The sequence below is a fragment of the Streptomyces phaeolivaceus genome (genome assembly GCF_009184865.1).
GTDB lineage: Bacteria > Actinomycetota > Actinomycetes > Streptomycetales > Streptomycetaceae > Streptomyces > Streptomyces phaeolivaceus.
The window spans coordinates 4,945,809-4,961,853 of sequence record NZ_CP045096.1; the positions used below are offsets into that span (position 1 = coordinate 4,945,809).

The window sequence follows — 16,045 nt, forward strand, 5'->3', positions numbered from 1 at the left end:
ACGGTTCCATTAGCCCGGTTGCTGGTGCATCCCCCGTCGCCAGCAACCGGGTCTTTTCATGCCCGGATCCGGAACGGCTTCGTTGTACGGATCCCCGATGGGCGTCAACGCCCTTACGAACGGCCTGAGTTGCTCCCTGAGCGCAGCAACAGCGGCCCACCGCCGTCCGGAGCCGCGAACTCCGCCACAGCCGTGTACGCCCCCACTGCGCCCCGCGTACGCCCCCTTGGCGTCTCACACACCCCGGGCTCGTCGTGCGCGCCCACGGCACAGTGCATCCGTACGGTGTGCCCGCCGGGCGCCATCATGCTGAGGACCGAACTCAACTCCCGCCCGGTGGCGTTGCGGTAGTAGGTGCGGGCCCAGGTCTGCTCGCCCTGGGTGAGGACACATGTCTGCGCCTCGATGCCGTCGGGGGAGGTGAGTTCGGGGCCGCAGCGGGCGGCGGTGGCGAGCCCGAGGCCGAGCAGCCGCGACGAGCCGTCGGCTTCGCCGACCGCGTCGGTGCCACCCGCGGTGCCGTCTGCGGTGTCGTCCGCGGTGCCGCCCGTGCGGTCGGTGCCGTCCGCCGTCTTCTCGTCCCGCCCGCCCGCCTTCGGATCGGTGCGTCCGGAGGAATCGGAGGAGCCGGCGGAGGGGCCGGCGGATTTCTCGACGTCGCCGCCGGACCCGTCCGGGCTTCCGGTGGCGTCACCGCCGCCGACGGCGCCGAGGCCGGTGGCGTCGCCGACTCGCCCGGCGGCGCGGTCGAGTTCGGAGGTGAGGGCACGTTCGGACGTGGGTACGTCGCCGAGCGGGCCGGCGGACGCGGCGAGGGGCAGGCCCAGCGCTACGGCGACCGCGACGGTCAGCCCCGCGAGGCGGAGCCGGCGTGGATCCGGCCCGCCGCGCGCCGGATCGGGCGCTCGACGGCTCCGGGGTGGGGGAGCGCTGTGACGGCCGCGCGACGGGGCCCCGCGGCCCCCGGGAAGACGCTGCATGTGCGGAACATAACGACCGACCGGGGGCGCCCGGCCCCGCGCGCGCCGGGCGGGCTCAGAACTCGGGTGCGCTCACACCCGTACGAGTGAGGGCGTCGACGACCGCGTCCACGACCGCCTCGACATCGGGCACCCAGGGCGCGGCCGAGCCGGGCAGCGGTGCCCGCTCCCAGCGGATCTGGCCGTGACCGGTCTCGGAGGGGGGCAGGGCCAGATATCCGCCCTCGCTGTGGAAGCGGAGCGAGCCGGGGACGAAGTCCTTGGCGTAGAGCAGCTCGCCCAACTGCTCCATGGAGTACGGCGCGACGAGGATCGCCCAGCGGTGCGGGGCCGCGACCACGGGCCCGAGGCGCATACCGGTGCGGTCCAGCGCGGCGAGGGCACGGGAGGCGGCCAGGGCGGGCAGGCTCACCGCGCAGGGGGCGGCGGCGCCGGTGGCCAGGACGATCGGTGCCGTCGGCCGGTTGGTCCACCACCAGCGGACCATGCGCTCGTCCGTGGTGGCGGCGAGCAGCGGCGGGTCGAAGGGGTGAGCGCCGGGCACCACGCACTCCGGGTCCGGGCATCCGCAGCGGGCACGCCCCTGCGGGTCCGGCGCCACCCCCGGGAGTACGGGCCACTGCCATTCCGTCGCGAACGTCAGGGCCTGCTCAAGAAGCTCGGGCCTCCCGCCGTTGCGCTTGGACAGGAGCCTGCGTCGCTTTCCGGGGATCTCGCGCATGAGCGCTCGTCCTTTCCGTTGCACGCATGGCAACACCGTGGGTCACATCACAACATGTGTCGTTCACTGCACTGTGCGTACCTGCTGGCGCATCACACCCCTGTCGCGGACAAGGGGAACCCCTGCGGGCCGAGCTTCGGTTACGTCCGCGTCCATCGCTTGCGTCGACTTGCGTCTGTCAAAAGCATGGGCATGGCGTAGGGGTGGCGACGCCTGGCGTTTTACTGTCCCGCGTGTGCTCGCCGCCTCCGCCACGGGAGGATGGGGCTCGGTCGTCGGTGGATAGGACGCCCGGTTCCGTCGCCAGGTTCCGTGGCCTCCGCCACTCCTGGCCTTCACCGAGTACGTACCCATCACGACCGCTGTGACGCTCTGTTGAACAAGGCCAGTCGACCTCAATACACCGTTCACCACAACACTTTTTGGCCAACTTTGCTTTATCCAAAGGAGTGGACAAGAAGTTGACAGATGTCCAACAGGGCCACACGGACACCAGATATCCCAGCAGGACAATGCTGGACATCCCCTCACGAGTGCGTGTACATGTGGAGAGACTGCTAGCGGCGCAGAATGACATGGGGGTTTGCGATGCTTTTGAGCAATACGCACCGGTCGGAAAGCCGGACACCATGAACGCCCCTCACCCTCCGAAAGTGGCTGGAATCGATTCAACGGTTCCCTCCCCCGCACACACTGTCGCGCCCGCGCCCGCCGCCCCGGATGCCCCAACAGCCCCTTCCGCCACAGGACCGGGCACCGCTCCCGGGGCCGTTCTGCAGGACAGACTCGCGGGCTGGGTCTCGGACCTCACGACGCTGCACGAACTCACCGAACGTCTGGCCCGCACGGACTCACTCGACAGCGCCCTGAAGGAGACCCTGCACGCCGGAGCCGCCCTCGTCGGCGCCCGCCGCGGCCTCCTCGTCCTCGAACCGGGCGACGGACTCGGCCCGGACACCACCATCGGACTCGGCCTCGGCCGCGCCGACCTCGGGCACATCGAGACCGTGCCGCGCAGCTCCCTGCCGTACGGCCGCATCCTCGACGGGCTGCCGGGCGGCGACGGCGAGATCGCCCAGCCCGACCTGTTCGCCGAGGACGGCCTCGACCCCCGCCATCGCGAGGTCGCCGCCCGGCTCGGATACGCGGCGAGCTACGCGCTCCCCCTGTCCCCCGAGGGAGCCGGCCGGCTCGGCGCCGCGGTCTGGCTGTACGACGAGCCCGCGGAGCCGGTCGAGCGGCAGCGGCATCTCGTCGGGCTGTACGCGCGGTACGCCGCCGAGCATCTGGCGCGGCTGGTCGAGGTCGAGCGCACGCGCGCGTGCATGGCGACCATCGCCGAGGAACTGCTCCCGTCCCGGCTGCCCCGGGTCGCCGGTGTCCAGCTCGCCGCCCGGCACCGCACCGGGCCGCGCGGCGGTGGTGACTGGTACGACGCGCTGCCGCTGCCGGACGCCGCGCTCGGCCTCGCGGTCGGCTCGGTCACCGGGTCGGGGCCCAGCGCGATCGCCGCGATGGGACGGCTGCGGGCCTCGCTGCGGGCGTACGCCGTGATGGAGGGCGAGGACCCCGTCGCCGTCCTCTCCGACCTCGAACTGCTCCTGCGGCTCACCGAGCCCGCCCGCTCCGCCACCGCGCTCTTCGCCTACGTCGAGCCCGCGCTGCGCAAGATCACGCTGGCCGGGGCCGGGCACAGTCCGCCGCTGGTCATCGGCGAGCGGCGGACGGAGTTCGTGGAGACGTCCCTGTCGGCGCCGCTCGGCATGCTCGCCTGCTGGGAGGCACCGAGCGTGGAGCTGACCGCCGCACCAGGAGAAACCGTCCTGCTCTACACCGACGGCCTCCTCCAGCGCACGGGCGACCCCGTCGACCGCGCCTTCGCCCGCCTCCACGCCGCCGCCGCCGGCGTCCCCCGGGCCCTGCGCACCGACCCGGGCGCCCTCGCCGACCACATCCTCCGCACCGTCCTCCCGAACCGCCTCGACGAGGCCGACGACACGGAGGACGTGGTGCTGCTGGCGGCGCGGTTCGAGTAGGGGTGGGGTGGGGGCTGGGCCGAGGGCCGTGTGGCTGCTTCCCGTAAGGGTTCGGTGACCCGTCGTAAGAGGTGCTTCGGGGCTCCGGGGTCTCCTTCGGTACGACCGTACGATGGACGAGGTCCAGTGCCGTATCTAGGAGGATGACCGTGGCGGACGAGCTCGAGCCGGCGATCCCGGAGACCGAGGCGACCGAAGCCGAGGAGCCGATCAAGCAGCGCAAGAACGGCCTGTACCCGGGCGTGTCCGACGAGCTGGCCGAGAGCATGAAGTCGGGCTGGGCCGACACCGAGCTGCACGGCCTGGAGCCGATCGCCCAGGCCGCCGAGACCGCCGCCCGCCGCGCCGCGCTCTCCGCGCGCTTCCCGGGCGACCGCCTGGTGATCCCCTCGGGCAACCTGAAGACCCGCTCGAACGACACCGAGTACCCCTTCCGGGCATCGGTCGAGTACGCGTACCTCACCGGCAACCAGACGGAGGACGGCGTCCTGGTCCTGGAGCCGACCGGCGCCGAGGGCCACCGGGCGACGATCTACCTGCTGCCGCGCTCCGACCGGGAGAACGGCGAGTTCTGGCTCTCCGGCCAGGGCGAGCTGTGGGTCGGCCGCCGCCACTCGCTCACCGAGTCGGCGGAGCTGTACGGCATCCCCGCCGCCGACGTCCGCGAACTCGCCGACAAGCTGCGCGAGGCCACCGGCCCGGTGCGGGTCGTACGCGGTCACGACGCCGGCGTCGAGGCCGCCCTCAACGACAAGGTCACCGCCGAGCGCGACGACGAGCTGCGGGTCTTCCTCTCCGAGGCACGGCTGGTCAAGGACACGTTCGAGATCGGCGAGCTGCAGAAGGCGGTCGACTCGACCGTGCGCGGCTTCGAGGACGTCGTACGTGTGCTGGACAAGGCCGAGGCGACGTCGGAGCGCTACATCGAGGGCACGTTCTTCCTGCGCGCCCGCGTCGAGGGCAACGATGTCGGCTACGGCTCCATCTGCGCCGCCGGCCCGCACGCCACCACGCTGCACTGGGTCCGCAACGACGGCCCCGTCCGCTCCGGCGACCTGCTCCTGCTGGACGCGGGCGTCGAGACGCACACGTACTACACGGCCGACGTCACCCGCACCCTGCCGATCGACGGCACGTTCACCGAGATCCAGAAGAAGATCTACGACGCGGTGTACGACGCCCAGGAGGCCGGGATCGCCGCCGTGCGGCCCGGCGGCAAGTACCGCGACTTCCACGACGCCGCGCAGCACGTGCTGGCCGAGCGGCTGGTCGAGTGGGGGCTCGTCGAGGGCCCCGTGGAGCGTGTCCTGGAGCTGGGCCTCCAGCGGCGCTGGACCCTCCACGGCACGGGTCACATGCTCGGCATGGACGTCCACGACTGCGCCGCCGCGCGCGTGGAGTCGTATGTCGACGGGACGTTGGAGCCGGGGATGGTGCTGACCGTGGAGCCCGGTCTCTACTTCCAGGCCGACGATCTCACCGTGCCCGAGGAGTACCGGGGCATCGGGGTGCGGATCGAGGACGACATCCTGGTGACGGAGGAGGGGAACCGCAACCTGAGCGCCGCGCTGCCTCGGCGGTCCGGGGAGGTCGAGGTGTGGATGGGTTCACTGCGGGGTGCGCGGGGTTGAGGCGGGCCGTGTTCGGCCGCGGGTGAGTGGGGGTTGCTCGCGCAGTTCCCCGCGCCCCTGAAAAGCAGGGGCTGCGCCCCTTGGCTTTTCGGCCCGAAAGGGCCGCAGGCCCGTCAGGGTCTGCGGCCCTTTCAGGGCGCGGGGAACTGCGCGAGAAGCCCCACGCACCCGCAGTCGCCGACGCACCCGCACCCCCGAGCCACTAGGCGCCCGGCCCCCGCGAAGCACCCGGCAGCGCGTCCACGAACAGCGCGCCCGCCAGCAGTGATCCGCTCCCCCGGGGACTCCACCCCCGCTCCTGGACATCCGTGTCGAGCGCGGTCAGCGCCTCCCGCCCCGCATCCGTCGTCGTACCGCCCGCGTCGATCACGGCCCGCGCCCCGGCCTGCACATGCCGCAGCCCGTGCGGGCCCGCGGTGTAGAGCAACTCGGTGTCCTGGAGCGTCGACATGACCGTCAGCAGGGCGTCGAGGCGGGCGTACGGCTCCGGTGTCCCCGCCGTGCGGGCCTTGGCGAGGACGTCCAACGCCCGCCGTACATGGGGCAATCCGGCGCGGGCCTCGCCCCGGGCGCCGGCCGCCCCGTACTTGGCGGAGACCGAGGAGCCCCGGGAAGGGCGCCGGGGCGCGCGCCGGTCGGGATACGCGGCGATCTTCTTTGCGGTGGCGGCGAGTTCACGCCCGCGCGCGCCGGGGTCCATGGCCGCCGCGGCGACCAGGAGGCCCAGCACCCAGGTGGCGCCCCGGTGTCCGCCCCCGGCGAGTTGCATGGAGTGTTCGGTGCAGCGCCCGATCGCGCCTAGTTCCGCGCGGAGTTCGGGCGTCGCCGTACCGTTGCGGCGAGCGCAGGCCGCCATCGCCGCGAGGCCGGGCACCAGTGACTTCGCCGACCAGCGCAGGGCGCGGTGGTCCTGTCGCGTCGCGCGAGCGCCGAGGTCGCGCGGGTCGGGCAGGCCGGGCTTGGGCGTCAGTTCCAACTGCCAGGTGAGCGCGGCCACCGCGGCCCGCGCCAGCGTCTCGTCCTCGCGGCTGCTCATGGGCGAACCCTACGAGGCCGACGCGGAGTCGGAGGCGCTGTCGGTGGCACCGCTGGTCGCGCTGTCGGTCGGGGCATCCGCCGGGGGCTCGCCGGACGGGGGAGTGCCGCCCTCGCCGCCACCGCCGGCGCCGCTGTTCTCGGCGTCGGGGTCGATGCCGAGGGTGAGGAAACCCTTGCAACCGCGCGCCGGGTTGGCCTTCTTCACGGCCTTCAGGGTGAGCAGACCGCTGGAGGCGCCGCCGCCGTAGACCATGTCGTCGTCGAAGAAGAACTGGCCGGTGTAGTTGACCTTGCCGCCCTCGTAGGTGCCGTCCTCCTTCTCGCCACCGGTGTGCACCTTCACATGGATGTGGCAGGTGCGCGGGGTGTACCAACCGGGGAATACGGTCTCGAACTTGACCACCCCGTTCGCGTTCGCGATCTGGTAACCGCGGAGACAGGTGGCGTCGTCGGCGGTCGAGTCGTCCTCGCTCTCGGCGGGCGCCGAACCGCCGGGAATCGCGGTGGTGCAGCCGGAGTAGTGGCCCCAGGCGTCGCAGTGCCAGATCTCCACTGCCGCGCCGGGGACCGGGGTGCAGCAGTCGGTGGCGTCCACGACCGTGAGGCGCAGGGTCAGCGGAACACCGCTCTCGCCTTCGGTGATGTTCTTCCGGACCAGGGCGCCGTCCAGGCAGTACGGGCCCTCGGTGACGCTCGACATCAGCGTCATGCACTCGCCACCGGTGCTCGTGGCCTCCGCCGTGGCCGTCGCCTCGACGGTGCCGGTCGCCTCGTCCGCGAACGCCGACTGGTACCCGGCCACCGCCAGCCCACCGGCGGCGACCGTCCCTCCGGTCACCGCGAGAGCACGGCGCCGAGTGATCGTTTTGCTTTTGTGGATTCCCGTCACGCCAAGGAAGTTAGGGACGCAGTCCGTCAGGGGGCTGAGGTGTGGCTGTGAGGGGGCTGAGAGTGCCGAGAAGGCTGAAGTCGGATTCCCGCGAGGAGGACGAACAGCTCGACCATGACGGAGAGTGACCAAAGGCGGGATGCCGAGCCCGGCCGTCCAGTCCCGGCCGAGCAGGACTCCACCGCGGCGCGCGATCCTCGATTCCGTTCAGCCCTCACGCTCTTCGGGAAGCTCAACTACGCCATTTACAGTAGGAGCTGACGAGGCATCGGATCAGATTCCGGCAAAATTCGAGTAAAAATCTGCGGACCCGCCGAAGTGCTTCCGATACCCATCAAGGGTGAGGTCGACCGAGGCCCCGCAGGGTGACCTCGACCTTGACCAGCGCGTTGGGCACCGGGCACCCACACGCCGGCGTGATGCGCCTCACGTTTAGCGACGGAAAGTATTCGATGAGGCGCTAAGGTCTGCTCGCACATCAGTGGCTCGACTGGGCCGAATGTCGTCATGCCTTGTCGGCCACTTCAGCGTTTTCACGGCCTCAGCAGGCTCCTCGGCAGGAAGTCCCGGACGACCCGTGGTGGAGTGAACTCCCAGGTCCAATCCACCTTCCGTGACCGACAGGCGCAGAAGGTCGAAGATAAATGAGGTCCGAATGAACGCATCCCTCGACGCCGCGGCCGAAGAGCCGGGAAAGCCGACCGCTGTCGGCCCTGAGCGGGTTTCCCTGGTGCGCCTGGCTGCGCAGAGTAACGGTGCGTTGTCGCCCGTGCTTACTCGTGCCGTGTCCAACGGCGTCGAGCGGCGGGGACCGGGCAGGGTCGCTGTCGCGGCCTTCAACTCCTCCGTCTGATCCAAGGACCGATCAGCACCCTCATGACACCTATGGGCCGACCGCCCCACCCCTTGCGCCAATTCGTGCTCAAAATGCACAGCCGCTGCGATCTGGCATGCGATCACTGCTACGTGTTCGAACACGCGGACCAAAGTTGGCAAGGTCGGCCCATCGTGACGTCGAACGACGTGCTCCGGGACACGGCGGAACGTATCGCCGAACACGCGAGAACCCACGCCCTGGACACCGTCCATGTGGTGCTCCACGGCGGTGAGCCGCTCCTGGCCGGCCGGATCCGGCTGCGCAGGGCGGCCGAGGAACTCAACGCGGCCCTCGACGGCGTATGCGCCCTGGACCTGCGCATCCACACGAACGCCGTCACGCTCGACGAACGCTTCCTGGAACTGTTCGACGAGTTCGACATCAAGGTCGGCGTCTCCCTGGACGGCGACAAGGCCGCCAACGACCTGCACCGCCGCTACGCCAACGGACGCAGCAGCCACGACCGGGTCCTCCGAGGCATCGCCCTGCTCAGTCGGCCCCAGTACCGCCACCTGTTCGCGGGCATCCTCTGCACCATCGACGTACGCAACGACCCGGTCGCCGTCTACGACGCGCTCGCCGAACTCGCCCCGCCGCGCGTCGACTTCCTCCTCCCGCACGCCACCTGGGACGAACCGCCGCCGCGCCCCGCCGACGACACCGACGGCACGGCCTACGCCCGCTGGCTGCTGGCGGTGCACGACCGCTGGACCGCGGACGGCCGCCCCATGGACGTACGTGTCTTCGACTCGATCCTGCGGACCCTGCGCGGCGACAGCAGTCTGACCGAGTCGCTGGGGCTGGCCCCGGCCGACCTCGCCGTGATCGAGACCGACGGCACGTTCGAGCAGGCCGACTCGCTGAAGACCGCGTTCGACGGGGCGCCCGTCACCGGTATGGACGTACGGAACAACACGCTCGACGAGGTGGCCGCGCATCCCGGGCTCGTCGCCCGGCAGCAGGGACTGGACGGACTGGCCGAGGAGTGCCGCGGCTGCCCGGTCGTGCGCTCCTGCGGCGGCGGGCTCTACGCCCACCGGTACAGAACCGGCAGCGAGTTCAGGAACCCGTCCGTGTACTGCTCCGACCTGCTGCGTCTCATCACCGACATCCGGGACCGTCACATGGCCGACCAGTCCGTCCAGCCCGCCCTCGCCGACCACCACCTCGACGAACTGGCCACCGGTCTCGGAGCCGGCGCCACGACGAGTCTGCTGGACCACCATCAGCTCGCCCTGGGACGCGAACTGCTGGGACTCGTCTGGCACGAGACACCGCACACCCGTCTGGGTGAGTCCGCCTGGAAGACACTGACCGTTCTCGACAGCACCGCACCGGAGTCGGTGGACCGGGTCCTGTCCCACCCCTATGTACGCCCATGGGCCCTGCGGTCCCTGCGCGGCGACGCGGAGGCCGCCGAGACGGCCATGCGCGGGGTGGCGGAGATCGCCGCGGCCGCCGCACTGCGCGCCGGGCTGACGGAGACGGTTGTCGTCCCCGTGCACGACGGGATGCTGCGGCTGCCGACGCTCGGGGTGCTCGCAGTGGGCGACACCGCTGAGCAGGCCGAGGTACGCGCGGACGCCGACGGCTTCACGGTCCGAGCGGGTGGCCAGACGTACGAGGTGCCCTGGAAGGAGCCCAAAGTCCCGGCATGGCAGGGGAGTCGGCGATTCGAGCTGGACGGCTGGGCGGTCGCGCTGGAGGACACCGACCCCTGGCGCGACTGCCACGGGCATCCGGCACACCCCCGGCTCACCGAGGTCGAGGCAGAGGCGTGGCGGGCCGACCTGACCGCCGCGTGGGCGTGGATCCGCCGCGAACTGCCCCAGTACGCGGCCGGAATCGCCGCCGGGCTGCGCGTGGTCACGCCCCTCCTCCCCTCGGCCGACGGGTCCGACATCAGCTCCGCCGCCCGCGACGCCTTCGGGGCCGTCGCCATCGCCCGGCCGGCCACTCCCGAGGCCCTCGCGCTGCTGCTCGTGCACGAGTTCCAGCACGTCAAGCTCGGTGCCGTACTCGATCTGACGGACCTCTACGACCCGTCCTGCGAGCAGCTGTTCTATGCGCCATGGCGCCCCGACCCGCGCCCGCTCGAAGGTCTGCTGCAGGGCACGTATGCCCATCTCGCCGTCATCGAGTTCTGGTTCGCCCGTCGGCGGTCCGCCGTCGGTGACGACGCCCGCACCGCCGAGGTCCAGTTCTCCCGCTGGCGCGACCAGACGGCCGAGGCGGTGGCGACGCTGGCCGAGTCCGGCGCGCTGACACCGAGCGGGCAGCGGTTCGTGGCGGGAATGCGGGAGACCGTGCGGGCGATGATGACGGCCCAGGTGGGCGCGGATGTCCTCGGCGAGGCCAGACGAGCGGCCGAGGAGCACCGGCTGGCCTGGCAGGCACGCTGACCGACGGGGCCGCGTCCCCACAGGGCGGACACAACATCGAGCCGCATCCGTTCGCCCTGTTCCGAACAGGACTTGTGGCTTCCTACACTAGGGGCCCAGTCACGGAGCGTCGGGGGGCATACGTGCAAGGAGCTGCTCTGGGCAGAGGGGGAAGTAGCCCCTACTTCTTCCTCAGCTACGCGCACACACCGAATCACGACTCGGGTGGCGCGGACCCCAATGTGTGGGTGAAGAAACTGTACGACGGCTTGTGCGAGCACATCATGGAACTGACCGACCTGCCGAGGGGTGCCAAGGTCGGGTTCCTGGACCAGGGCATGGCGGTCGGTACCAAGTGGACCGACGAGTTGTCGGTGAACCTGGCGCGCTGCAAGGTGTTCGTCCCCCTGTACTCACCGCGCTACTTCATCAGCGAGCAGTGCGGCCGGGAGTGGTGGGCCTTCTCCCAGCGGCAGGTCAACCACCGGGCGCGCGGCGGCATCGCCCGGGAGAGCGCGATCATCCCGGCGTTATGGGTGCCGGTGGAACCGGCTCAAATGCCCCAGGTCGCGAGGGACTTACAGTTCAACCATGCCACGTTCGGACAGGACTACGCGGACGAGGGCTTCTACGGACTGACCAAACTGCGCTACCTCCGTGACGAGTACGAGCGGGCCGTCTACCGCCTGGCCAAGCAGATCGTCCGGGTGGCCAACGACGCGGCGCTGGACGAGGGCAAGTTCTCCAAGGACTACGAGTCGCTGCCGGCCGCGTTCGGATCGGCCGAACACCCGCCGGAGTTCGACATCTCGGTGCTCGCCTGCACCCGTTCCGACCTGCCGCAGGGCCGCAAGCCGGACTACTACGGCGACCGGCCGCACGACTGGAACCCTTACCACCCGGAGTCGACGCTGCCGCTCGGCGACCACGCGGCCGATCTGGTGCGCACGATGGACTACAAGGTGAACGTCGGCGCCCTCGACGACAACTCCCGCATGCTCCGCCAGGAGAAGCCCAAGGCGCCGGGGCTGATGCTGCTCGACCGGTGGGCGCTCGAATCCACCAAGGGCAAGGACCTCATGGGCAAGTTGTGCGAGGAACAGCGCCCCTGGGTCAGCGTCATGATCCCGCGGCACCGCAACGACATCGTGCCCGCGGAGAAGGAGCAGCACCTGGAGGAGATCACGTACCGGACGCTGGTCCCCAGGCTGGCGGACGGCGCGGGACACTGCGCGGCCAACGGCAGCATCCGCGATCTGGACGCCTTCGGCAGCGAGTTGCAGCGGGCGGTCGCCTCGGCCGTCTTCTACTACTGGGAGCACATCGAGACCTATCCACCGGAGGGACCACCCATCAAGCCTCCACGGCTGAAGGGGCCCGACCTGGGCTAGCACGACCCGGGTCGAGGCCCCGGCAGCACCACCTGGCACGACCACCGAAAGGCGCGCGACGAGCGAGGCCGAAAGAGGCCGACTGGGCGGAAGGCAGAAACATGGCGCAAAGCCGCAACGGCACCGTGATCACGTTCTACTCGTACAAGGGCGGTACCGGACGGACCATGGCACTCGCCAATGTGGCGTGGATCCTGGCCGCGAACGGCCATCGTGTGCTGGCCGTGGACTGGGACCTGGAGGCACCGGGCCTCCACAAGTTCTTCCACCCCTTCCTGGACGCCCAGTTACTGCGGGGCACGCCCGGGTTGATCAACCTGATCGACGAGTACCGGCGGGAGGCACTGCGCAACCTGCCCGACCGGGCGGCCGACTGGCACCGCAGCTACGCACGGGTCCGGCCGCACGCGCTCTCCCTCGACTGGGCCTTCCCCGACGGCGGCAGCCTGGACTTCCTGTCCGCCGGCAAGCGCCACCGCGACTACCCCATCGTCGGCAACATGGACTGGGACCGCTTCTACGCCAGTTACGGCGGCGGCCAGTTCTTCGACGCGATGCGCGCCGACATGCAGCGCTACTACGACTTCACCCTGATCGACAGCCGCACCGGCCTCAGCGACCTGGCGGACATCTGCACCGTGCAGATGCCCAACACCCTGGTCGTCTGCTACACCCTCAGCGAGCAGAGCATCGAGGGCGCCGCCTCCGTCGCCCAGGACATCAAGGAACTCCACGGCGACAAGGGCATCCGCATCCTGCCCGTCGCCATGCGGATCGACCTCGGGGAGAAGGACAAGCTCGACGCCGGTCGCGCCCGCGCCAAGGAACGTTTCTCCGGTCTCCCGGCCGGCCTGAGCTCCGACCAGCTCGCCGACTACTGGGCCTCGACGGAGATCCTCTACCAGCCCTATTACGCCTACGAGGAGATCCTCGCGGCGTTCGGCGACCCGCCGAAGTCGGCCAACTCCATGCTGAGCGCCTGCGAGCGGCTCACCTCGGTCATCACCGAGGAGCGGGTGACCAAACTGCCGCCGATCAGCGAGGCGAAACGCGCCCAGTTCAAGAGCGCGTACACCCGGCAGCGTCCGGTGCCGCTGTCCCAGCTGACGCTCTACTACGTGTCCGAGGACCGGATGTGGGTGGACTGGCTGGAGTCGGTGCTGCGCGGCACCGGCTTCGAGGTGGTGCCCAGGAACGTGCAGTCGATGCAGACGGCGGAGATCGGCGCCGAGGCGGTGCCCGGCCAGGCACACCGCGTCCTCGCCGTGCTCTCGCCGAGCTTCGTCGACTCCCGCCGGGCGCGTGCGGCCTGGGAGGCCGCGGTGCACTCCGGCGGCTCGGAGAAGCGGCAGCAGCCGGTGGCGATCCGTGTCGACGACGTGCAGCTCAGCCTGCCGTACGCCAGCCGGGGCGTCATCGATCTGAAGGGGCTCGACGAGTCGCAGGCGTACAGCGCGCTGTTGACCGGACTCGACCGCGCGGACGCGGTCTCGACCGTTTCCCCGAGCACACGCGGGCTGCGCTTTCCCAGCATCGGCAGGCGGATCTCGAACGTCCCGGCCCGATACCGGTGGTTCACCGGCCGCTCCACGATTCTGGACCGGTTGCGTGACCAACTGGCCAGCGCCCGCCCGGGACAACGACTGGCCCAGGTGCTGCACGGCCTCGGCGGGGTGGGCAAGACACAGCTCGCCCGCGAGTACGCGCACCGGTTCATGGCCGATTACGACGTGGTGTGGTGGGTGGACGCCGAGCAGCCGGAGCTGGTGCCGCCGAAGCTGGCCGCGCTGGCCCAGCAACTCGGCGTCGGAGGTGGCGACGACGTCGGTGAGGCGGCCGAGGCGGCCATCCAGGCGCTCAGGAGCGGGGAGCAGTACGACCGTTGGCTGTTGATCTTCGACAACGTCGAAGATCTGGACAAGGCGCTGGAACTGTTCCCGGAGCAGACCTCGCCCGTCGCCGACAACGTCTACGGCCACCTCCTGGTCACCACCCGTGCCCGGCCGACCTCCACGCGGGTACAGCCGCTGGAGGTGGAGGTCTTCACCCGCGAGGAGAGCGTCGAGCACCTGTGCCGTCGCGTGCCCGGACTCAGCGAGGAGGACACGGCGGACGCGGACCGTGTCGCCGACGCCGTGGGCGACCTGCCGCTGGCCATCGAGGTGGCGGCAGCCTGGCTGGAGGCGACGGCGACCCCCGTCGAGGACTACATCCAGCAACTGCGCGAGCAGTCCACCCAGGTGCTGTCCGTGAAGGAAGCGGTGCAGGCCGTGGAGTACCCCTCCTCCGTCGGCGCCACCTGGAACATCTCGATCCGGCGGCTGCGCGAGGAGTCCCCGGCGGCGGCCCGTCTGCTCGAACTGTGCAGTTTCTTCGCGGCCGAGCCCATCTCGATGGGTCTGATCGGCAGCGACGCGATGATCAACGCGCTTCTGCCGTACGACAGGGACCTCCGCGCCCGCTACATGCTCGGCCGTGTCACCCAGGCCCTGAACCGTTTCGCGCTGGCGAAGGTCGACTCCACCGACAACTCGATCCAGGTGCACCGCCTGGTGCAGGCGGCGGTCCGCGACAGCATGGGCGCGCAGAAACACGAGGACACGATCCACGAGGTGCACCGCATCCTCGCCTCGGCCCGGCCGCCCGAGGGCGCCGTGGACGACCCCGCCCAGTGGGCCGGGTACGAGGTGATCTGGCCCCATCTGACCCCCTCGAACATCCGGGAGTGCTCGGAGGAGCAGCCACGACAGCTCATGGTCGACCGCATCCGCTACCTGTGGAAGCGTGGTGAGCTGCACGCCGCTCGCACCCTGGCCGCCCAGCTCGACGAGTTCTGGACCACCGAGTTCCCGGACGCCAACGACGAGCAGGTCCTCAATCTCCGCTTCGAACTGGCCAACGTGCTCCGCTCTCAGGGGCAGCACCAGTCCGCCCGCGACCTGGACGAGAAGACTCTCGCCAGCCAGCGGCAACTGCTCGGCGAGGGCCACCCCAGCATCCTGATCACCTCCGGCAGCCTCGCCGCCGACCTCAGGGCACTGGGCCGCTTCAAGGAGGCCCTGAAGCTGGACGAGCGCATCTACCGAGGCTTCCGCGAGATCTTCGGCGAGGACCACCCCCGAACACTGTCCGCCGCCAACAACCTCGCCATCGACTACCGGCTCGGCGGCAACAGCGAAGCCGCCCGCCGACTCGACGAGGACACCGTCCGCCGCCGGGCCGCCCTGCTCGGCCCACTGCACCCCTACACCCTGATCACCAAGGGGCACCACGCCCGCGACCTGCGCGAACTGGGCGACTACACCGGCTCGATCGAGATCCTGCGCGAGGTGCGCGAGAGCTACAAACAGGTACTCAACCCCGATGTGCCGGAGGTGCTGCGCGTCGACAAGAGTCTCGCGGTCTCCCTACGCAAGGCGGGCCACCTCCCCGAGGCGCTGCGGCTCACCGAGGAGGCCTGGCAGACGTACGCCCGCTATCGCGACCGCTACGGCAGCACCATCCCCGAGGCCCTGGCCTGCGGGCTCAACCTCGCCGCGGACTACTTCGCGACGGATCCCGTGAACGGCCCCGGGCGGGCGGTGATCCTGGTCAACGAGATCGTGGAGGGCTACAAGAACTCCTTCGGACTCGAACACCCGTTCGTCATGTACTGCATCAACAATCTGTCCATCTACCACCGGGTTCTGGGGGAGCCGGAGAAAGCGGCGGAATTCAGCGAACAGGCCCTCGGCGCGCTCACGGCGGACCTCGGGGAGGATCACCCGGCCGTCCTGTGCGCCGGGCTGAACCTCGCCAACGCCCAGAGCGATCTGGGCCTGAACGACCGGGCCGAGCGGGCGGAGCGACAGGCGCTGGAGGGCCTGCGCCGACGGTTCGGCCCGGACCACCCCGATGTGCTGGTCAGCACCGGGAATCTCGCGAACACGCTCCGGCAGCTCGGACGCCAGGAGGAGGCCATACGGCTCCAGGAGGAGGCGGAGGCACGACTGTCCCAGATCCTGGGCGACGGGCACCCCGTCACCGAGTCGGTGCGCGTGTGGCGGCGCGTGGGCAGGGATCTGGAACCACAGCAGCTCTGACACTCGGCCGGCCGTGGTC

10 protein-coding genes are annotated in these 16,045 nt (G+C 70.4%); 6 read left to right on the top strand and 4 right to left on the bottom strand.

The features are described from left to right. Window positions 1-113: 113 nt before the first annotated feature. On the bottom strand, window positions 114-980 hold the full coding sequence (locus F9278_RS23375; RefSeq protein WP_404818936.1) for a hypothetical protein: 867 nt from the start codon (window positions 978-980) through the stop codon (window positions 114-116). A gap of 55 nt (window positions 981-1,035) precedes the next feature. Next, window positions 1,036-1,701 (bottom strand): bifunctional DNA primase/polymerase, encoded by a 666-nt coding sequence (locus tag F9278_RS23380; protein ID WP_152170072.1) that lies wholly within the window; start codon window positions 1,699-1,701, stop codon window positions 1,036-1,038. A gap of 512 nt (window positions 1,702-2,213) precedes the next feature. On the opposite strand from F9278_RS23380, the gene F9278_RS23385 reads away from it, so the two are divergent. Together F9278_RS23385 and F9278_RS23390 are read left to right on the top strand one after the other, a co-directional pair. Then, window positions 2,214-3,737: a PP2C family protein-serine/threonine phosphatase gene (locus tag F9278_RS23385; RefSeq protein WP_152174072.1), complete on the top strand. Its 1,524-nt coding sequence runs from the start codon at window positions 2,214-2,216 to the stop codon at window positions 3,735-3,737. Between the two features lie 143 nt (window positions 3,738-3,880). Continuing rightward, window positions 3,881-5,368 (top strand): aminopeptidase P family protein, encoded by a 1,488-nt coding sequence (locus tag F9278_RS23390; protein ID WP_404818937.1) that lies wholly within the window; start codon window positions 3,881-3,883, stop codon window positions 5,366-5,368. 202 nt (window positions 5,369-5,570) lie between these two features. On the opposite strand, the gene F9278_RS23395 is transcribed toward F9278_RS23390, so the two are convergent. Both F9278_RS23395 and F9278_RS23400 read right to left on the bottom strand, forming a co-directional pair. Next, window positions 5,571-6,404 (bottom strand): triphosphoribosyl-dephospho-CoA synthase, encoded by an 834-nt coding sequence (locus F9278_RS23395; protein WP_152170074.1) that lies wholly within the window; start codon window positions 6,402-6,404, stop codon window positions 5,571-5,573. Between the two features lie 9 nt (window positions 6,405-6,413). Then, window positions 6,414-7,244: an intradiol ring-cleavage dioxygenase gene (locus F9278_RS23400; protein WP_152170075.1), complete on the bottom strand. Its 831-nt coding sequence runs from the start codon at window positions 7,242-7,244 to the stop codon at window positions 6,414-6,416. Between the two features lie 706 nt (window positions 7,245-7,950). On the opposite strand from F9278_RS23400, the gene fxsA reads away from it, so the two are divergent. From fxsA to fxsT, 4 genes are all read left to right on the top strand, one after another. Next, window positions 7,951-8,148, top strand: coding sequence for an FxSxx-COOH cyclophane-containing RiPP peptide (fxsA, locus tag F9278_RS23405; protein WP_152170076.1), 198 nt, complete (start codon window positions 7,951-7,953; stop codon window positions 8,146-8,148). Between the two features lie 23 nt (window positions 8,149-8,171). Further along, window positions 8,172-10,574 carry an FxsB family cyclophane-forming radical SAM/SPASM peptide maturase gene (locus F9278_RS23410; protein WP_152170077.1) on the top strand — a complete coding sequence of 801 codons (2,403 nt, stop codon included), beginning with the start codon at window positions 8,172-8,174 and terminating at the stop codon, window positions 10,572-10,574. Between the two features lie 122 nt (window positions 10,575-10,696). Further along, a complete protein-coding gene (locus tag F9278_RS23415) occupies window positions 10,697-11,944 on the top strand; it encodes a TIR-like protein FxsC (RefSeq protein WP_152170078.1) in 1,248 nt (415 codons plus the stop codon). Between the two features lie 101 nt (window positions 11,945-12,045). After that, complete coding sequence (fxsT, locus tag F9278_RS23420; protein WP_152170079.1) at window positions 12,046-16,026, top strand: FxSxx-COOH system tetratricopeptide repeat protein; 3,981 nt, start codon at window positions 12,046-12,048, stop codon at window positions 16,024-16,026. Window positions 16,027-16,045 lie beyond the last annotated feature (19 nt).

Excerpts from the sequence above, each read along its gene's own strand:
- F9278_RS23375 (WP_404818936.1), bottom strand. The coding sequence starts at position 980 with ATGCAGCGTCTTCCCGGGGGCCGCGGGGCCCCGTCGCGCGGCCGTCAC.
- F9278_RS23380 (WP_152170072.1), bottom strand. The coding sequence starts at position 1,701 with ATGCGCGAGATCCCCGGAAAGCGACGCAGGCTCCTGTCCAAGCGCAAC.
- F9278_RS23385 (WP_152174072.1), top strand. The coding sequence starts at position 2,214 with ATGCTGGACATCCCCTCACGAGTGCGTGTACATGTGGAGAGACTGCTA.
- F9278_RS23390 (WP_404818937.1), top strand. The coding sequence starts at position 3,881 with ATGACCGTGGCGGACGAGCTCGAGCCGGCGATCCCGGAGACCGAGGCG.
- F9278_RS23395 (WP_152170074.1), bottom strand. The coding sequence starts at position 6,404 with ATGAGCAGCCGCGAGGACGAGACGCTGGCGCGGGCCGCGGTGGCCGCG.
- fxsA (WP_152170076.1), top strand. The coding sequence starts at position 7,951 with ATGAACGCATCCCTCGACGCCGCGGCCGAAGAGCCGGGAAAGCCGACC.
- F9278_RS23410 (WP_152170077.1), top strand. The coding sequence starts at position 8,172 with ATGACACCTATGGGCCGACCGCCCCACCCCTTGCGCCAATTCGTGCTC.
- fxsT (WP_152170079.1), top strand. The coding sequence starts at position 12,046 with ATGGCGCAAAGCCGCAACGGCACCGTGATCACGTTCTACTCGTACAAG.